At 48.5% G+C, this 4177-nt stretch carries 5 protein-coding genes; 2 read left to right on the top strand and 3 right to left on the bottom strand.

The genetic code is table 11. The features are described from left to right. On the top strand, nucleotides 1-187 hold a 187-nt coding region (locus OKC30_RS20060; protein ID WP_270809777.1), incomplete at its 5' end, for a hypothetical protein. A 280-nt stretch (nucleotides 188-467) separates the two neighbouring features. Here the strand turns inward: OKC30_RS20060 and OKC30_RS20055 are convergent. From OKC30_RS20055 to OKC30_RS20045, 3 genes are all read right to left on the bottom strand, one after another. Beyond that, nucleotides 468-953 (bottom strand): hypothetical protein, encoded by a 486-nt coding sequence (locus OKC30_RS20055; protein ID WP_147273947.1) that lies wholly within the window; start codon nucleotides 951-953, stop codon nucleotides 468-470. Nucleotides 954-1036: 83 nt separating this feature from the next. After that, nucleotides 1037-1789, bottom strand: a complete 753-nt coding sequence (locus OKC30_RS20050) for a GIY-YIG nuclease family protein (protein WP_043133635.1) — start codon at nucleotides 1787-1789, stop codon at nucleotides 1037-1039. A 76-nt stretch (nucleotides 1790-1865) separates the two neighbouring features. Continuing rightward, nucleotides 1866-2654 (bottom strand): hypothetical protein, encoded by a 789-nt coding sequence (locus OKC30_RS20045; RefSeq protein ID WP_147273950.1) that lies wholly within the window; start codon nucleotides 2652-2654, stop codon nucleotides 1866-1868. Nucleotides 2655-2887: 233 nt separating this feature from the next. On the opposite strand from OKC30_RS20045, the gene OKC30_RS20040 reads away from it, so the two are divergent. Further along, the gene (locus OKC30_RS20040) at nucleotides 2888-3859 is read left to right on the top strand and encodes an integron integrase (protein ID WP_270665275.1); all 972 of its coding nucleotides are present in this window, start codon (nucleotides 2888-2890) and stop codon (nucleotides 3857-3859) included. Nucleotides 3860-4177: the final 318 nt, after the last annotated feature.

Genomic DNA, 4177 nt, shown 5'->3' with positions numbered 1-4177 from the left:
AAGCAAGCAGGAAAGTGGGATCAAGAGACGATCGTCTCATTTTTCCTGTGTCAATACTGTTCCGGTGAATACTTACATTTACCCGAGCCAGACCAACCTGATAGAGCAAAGAACCGCAGCCGATACGGGCATGGTTCACGGCCAGAATTGGAACAAAGAAGAGCAGGGCGCTGATGCTGACGTTTAACCTAGACCGCTAACACCAAAGAAGAAAACAGCGCCATTGCTGGTATTCAAACTGAACTTAAATCGGCCACCAAGATGCTGCTGACAACGCATTGGTTTGGATGATTCACCCAACCTCAACGACCGAGCTTGAAAACCAGCAGGATTCAATATTGCCTGCTATCGCAACCGCTCTTGCCACTACAACTCAATTGCTTGGCAAACCGCACAACATTTTAGTTATGGGGCGCGCGGCTTTATCGCGCGTCCCAGTGAGCGAAGCGAACGACTTAAACTATTTGTTATACAAATCTAATTAGCGAGCCGCTCCGCTTTGCTTTCCAATAAGCATCACGGATTTCTTTGATGTAGTTTTTACCTAATGTGACATTGTATGTTGTCAGTAGGCCATCACACACAAGAATTCCGTTAAATGGGATTAGTGCGGTATTAACCACGGCAAACTCTTTGGATAGTTCTTCGATGCGCGTTGTTAATGCAAATGCCATATAGAAAGCACCTGTCTCTATATGCATAAAAGCATAACCATCTTTATAATTTTTAAGATATATGAATTTTCCATAAACTGCACGTCTCAGGTTGTTCACAAAATCGCCACCAACAACACCTGACATTGCATCATTAATTTCATCAAGGCAGTTATAAATTTCAGGTCGAATGACTGCAAACTCCAAAGCGCCATCTGGAAGCAATCCACCATTCAAGTACATCATCACCGCTTGATATTTATATAATAAATCATCTGCAATACTTCGTTGAATAAGCATTCATGAGTACCATTTGTATCGTATAACGTTTGACATGAGCGGCGCGACCCGGCTTGCCGGGGCACGTCCGCTCGATGGAAGGGTTAGCCGCCACCTGCGGAGAGACGAATGGATGCTGGAGAGAGGACTTGCACAGAGATTGTGTCCATTGCGCTTGCACTCTCTTGAAACCAGTCGCGCAGCGCTGTGCCACCCATAATTCTCGGCGTTCCGTTGCTATTAGCTCTACGGTTTATGGTGCCCAGAACCGGCTGTGCCGCATCTCCCAAGAACAACTCGATCGTTTCTCCATCCGAGGCAATGTGCTTCTGTGAAGATACACCCACATTGAAGAAGCCCGAACGAAAGTATGTCGGCTGCAGCGTGAAGTGAAATCTCTCGGTTGCGGTTGGTGTCAGCTCTGGGAGCGACTCCGCGGACTCAGTCTCGGGCTCAAGAGGCTTTTCAGGCTTTCCGCCGTTCCACGGAGGATTAAGCTTCCGAATGATGTCGTCCTCCAGCGCTGCGGCGAGATTGAGATGGAACATTCCATAGTGAAGGAGGCCGTTGTCGGGCAACGCTAATATCTCGATAGCTGCTCCGCGCGCAAGCAAATCGAGTATGCGGCGGTTGTTATTCACGTTGGTCGTTTGTGTTCTAGTCGGCGTCCTGTAGCCCGACATGCGGACTGCGAGGGTTCGAACCGTTTTCCCCACGTACATGACCTCCGCATCGCAGACGAAAGCATAAAGGATGTTCGTTTGTGTGGCATGCCGCGTGAGGTCGAACTTGAGCTTCCCGTTGACGAGTAGCCAGTGACCGGCGGGTTGGAATCCAATTTGAAGTAGGCGGTTCATGGCTGTCCGTGGAGGCTAACGCCCCAATAAGCCGCCGAAAGGAGCGCAGCGTATTGAGGTCGGTTTAATTGGCTTGTTAGAGTGCTTCTTCAACTTTTATGCCTGCTGCAGAATACAAGGTTTGTATTGTACTTTTCGCCAGTGCTATTAACTCTTGTAGCACTTGAAGTGCTGGTTTTGTTGGGTCTATGTTACCAATTACAATTTCCACGGGCACATCTAATTCCTGCTCAATTATGTTTGACGGCGGCACTTTGGCTTTTCTTCTCTGCGTCCAAGTCATTGGCTGTACTTGCCAAGCAACATCGCGATAATTATTACCAAAGCCACAATTCATTAAACCAGATGGAAAATCAGGAACCAGTTTTTGAATCATTGAGCTACTAATTTTCGTGAAGTTACCTGTTGGGACTAATAACTTGTGTTTATCCATAACATCCAAGTCGTGAATGGCACAAAGAAGCGCATTCCCACCATCTCTATATGGCTTTAAACTCGCTAGTGCGTGAGCAAAATCTGTCGAAACTCTCGAAGGTATACCGGTCAAAACAGAGTCTTTCAGGGCAGTCTCTGTAGAGGTGATTGGAAATTGAATGCTTTTTCTTTCTCCATCAGATTTTGCATGCCTCTCAGTACAATTCCAATATGCATGATCAATAGCAGCTCTAAGATTATGGAGAATATCGCCAATTATTACGGTAGCTTCATTAGCAACATCTTCGTTTCGCTTTGCAAATGTTGCTCTTTCACCAGTTTTGCAATTAGTTTCTAAGAAATAACCGAACGGCTTTTTCTTTTTAAACATTTGTGCAAGTTCCGCATAATGCTTTTCTGCACGTTTCACTTTCAAGTAGGCACTATCCATATTTGCACTCTAACAATTTATTGTACGGAATCTATCCGTGATTTTGGGGTGGATCGGGTCGTCATAGTCTGGTGTGAGACTATGTACCGGAAGCTTGAAAATCCCGGATAAAGCCCGCTTTGGCAATGTTTTTGTACCGCATAGATTATGCAAAAATGCGGAAAGTTTCTTCATAGTCAGCAATGGGACTTGCTCGTGTATATACTGTTTATATATACATGTGGAGGTGACTCATGCGCAAGCCTCATTCGCCGTTTTTGGCAAGCATCTATGAGCAGATGTTGATGCTGCGTTACGCGATGGCAACCGTTGAAGCCTATCTGCACTGGATCAAGGCATTTATCCGTTTTTCCCGGATGAAGCATCCGGTCGAGCTGGGTGAGGCGGAGGTTCAGCAATTTTTGTCCTATCTGGTCACCGAGCGCCATGTGGCTGTCAAGACTCAGGCCCAGGCGTTGAATGCGCTGGTCTTCTTGTATCGCACTGTCTTGTTACGGCCTCTGCAGCTCGAGATGAAATTTACGCGCAGCCAGCGCCCTCCCAAACTGCCAACTGTTTTGACGCAAAGTGAAGTCCGAGCCTTGTTGCTGGCTATGCCAGTTCATCTTCGTCTCTTGGCGCAACTGATGTATGGCAGCGGACTCAGGCTGATGGAGGTGATGCGCCTGCGCGTGCAGGATATCGACTTCAACTACCTCTGCCTGATTGTCTGGAATGGCAAAGGGGGCAAGCACAGGCGTGTGACTCTGGCCTCGGAACTCATTCCGGCCCTGCGGGAGCAAATTGCCTACGTCCAGCGCTTTTATATGACGGACTGCTTAAACGACGCGTATGCCGGGGTGGCCTTGCCGACGGCATTGGCGCGCAAGTATCCGGCCGCCAGCAAAGAGCTGGGTTGGCACTACCTGTTTCCGGCATCCCATCTGAGTCGCGATCCTGTCGATGGGGCCTTGCGTCGACATCATCTGGATCCAACCACCCTGCAAAAAGCGGTTCGTGCCACGGCGCGTCAGTTGCAGCTGGGAAAACCGGTCACCTGTCATACCTTGCGCCATTCCTTTGCCACCCATTTGCTGGCGCGGGGGGCGGATATTCGAACCGTGCAGGAGCAACTGGGCCATTCTGATGTTCGAACCACACAAATTTATACCCATGTGCTGCAAAACGGCGCCAATGGGGTACGTAGCCCTTTGTCTGATCTGTAATGGTTGGGGGGCGGGACGCTCGGTTTTTCAGAACGAGTGGCCTGACGCAGGCACGCTACCGCCCTTAGGTTACAGCTCCTAGAGGCTGACATCCGTTTCAGGTGGTGGCTTGTTACCCGGGCCATTTTCATCCTGATGGCCTGTTCTTTTCGTCAAACTATGCTACGGATTTCAGTTTCATATGGAAATAAATAATCGACGGGATTTGCAAAAATGTGCGATAGACAGGGAAGGTGCGAACAAGTTCCTGATATGAGATCATCATGTTCATCCGGAGCGCATCCCAGAGGGACATCATGAGCCATCAACTCACCTTCG

Source organism: Aeromonas sp. QDB18 (assembly GCF_027705325.1).
GTDB lineage: Bacteria > Pseudomonadota > Gammaproteobacteria > Enterobacterales > Aeromonadaceae > Aeromonas > Aeromonas caviae.
The sequence above is the reverse complement of the archived record's forward strand: the minus strand, read 5'-3'. Positions and strand labels throughout refer to the sequence as shown.

What these genes read in the sequence shown, in the direction of transcription:
- OKC30_RS20055 (WP_147273947.1), bottom strand. Translation starts at nt 953, where the DNA reads ATGCTTATTCAACGAAGTATTGCAGATGATTTATTATATAAATATCAA.
- OKC30_RS20050 (WP_043133635.1), bottom strand. Translation starts at nt 1,789, where the DNA reads ATGAACCGCCTACTTCAAATTGGATTCCAACCCGCCGGTCACTGGCTA.
- OKC30_RS20045 (WP_147273950.1), bottom strand. Translation starts at nt 2,654, where the DNA reads ATGGATAGTGCCTACTTGAAAGTGAAACGTGCAGAAAAGCATTATGCG.
- OKC30_RS20040 (WP_270665275.1), top strand. Translation starts at nt 2,888, where the DNA reads ATGCGCAAGCCTCATTCGCCGTTTTTGGCAAGCATCTATGAGCAGATG.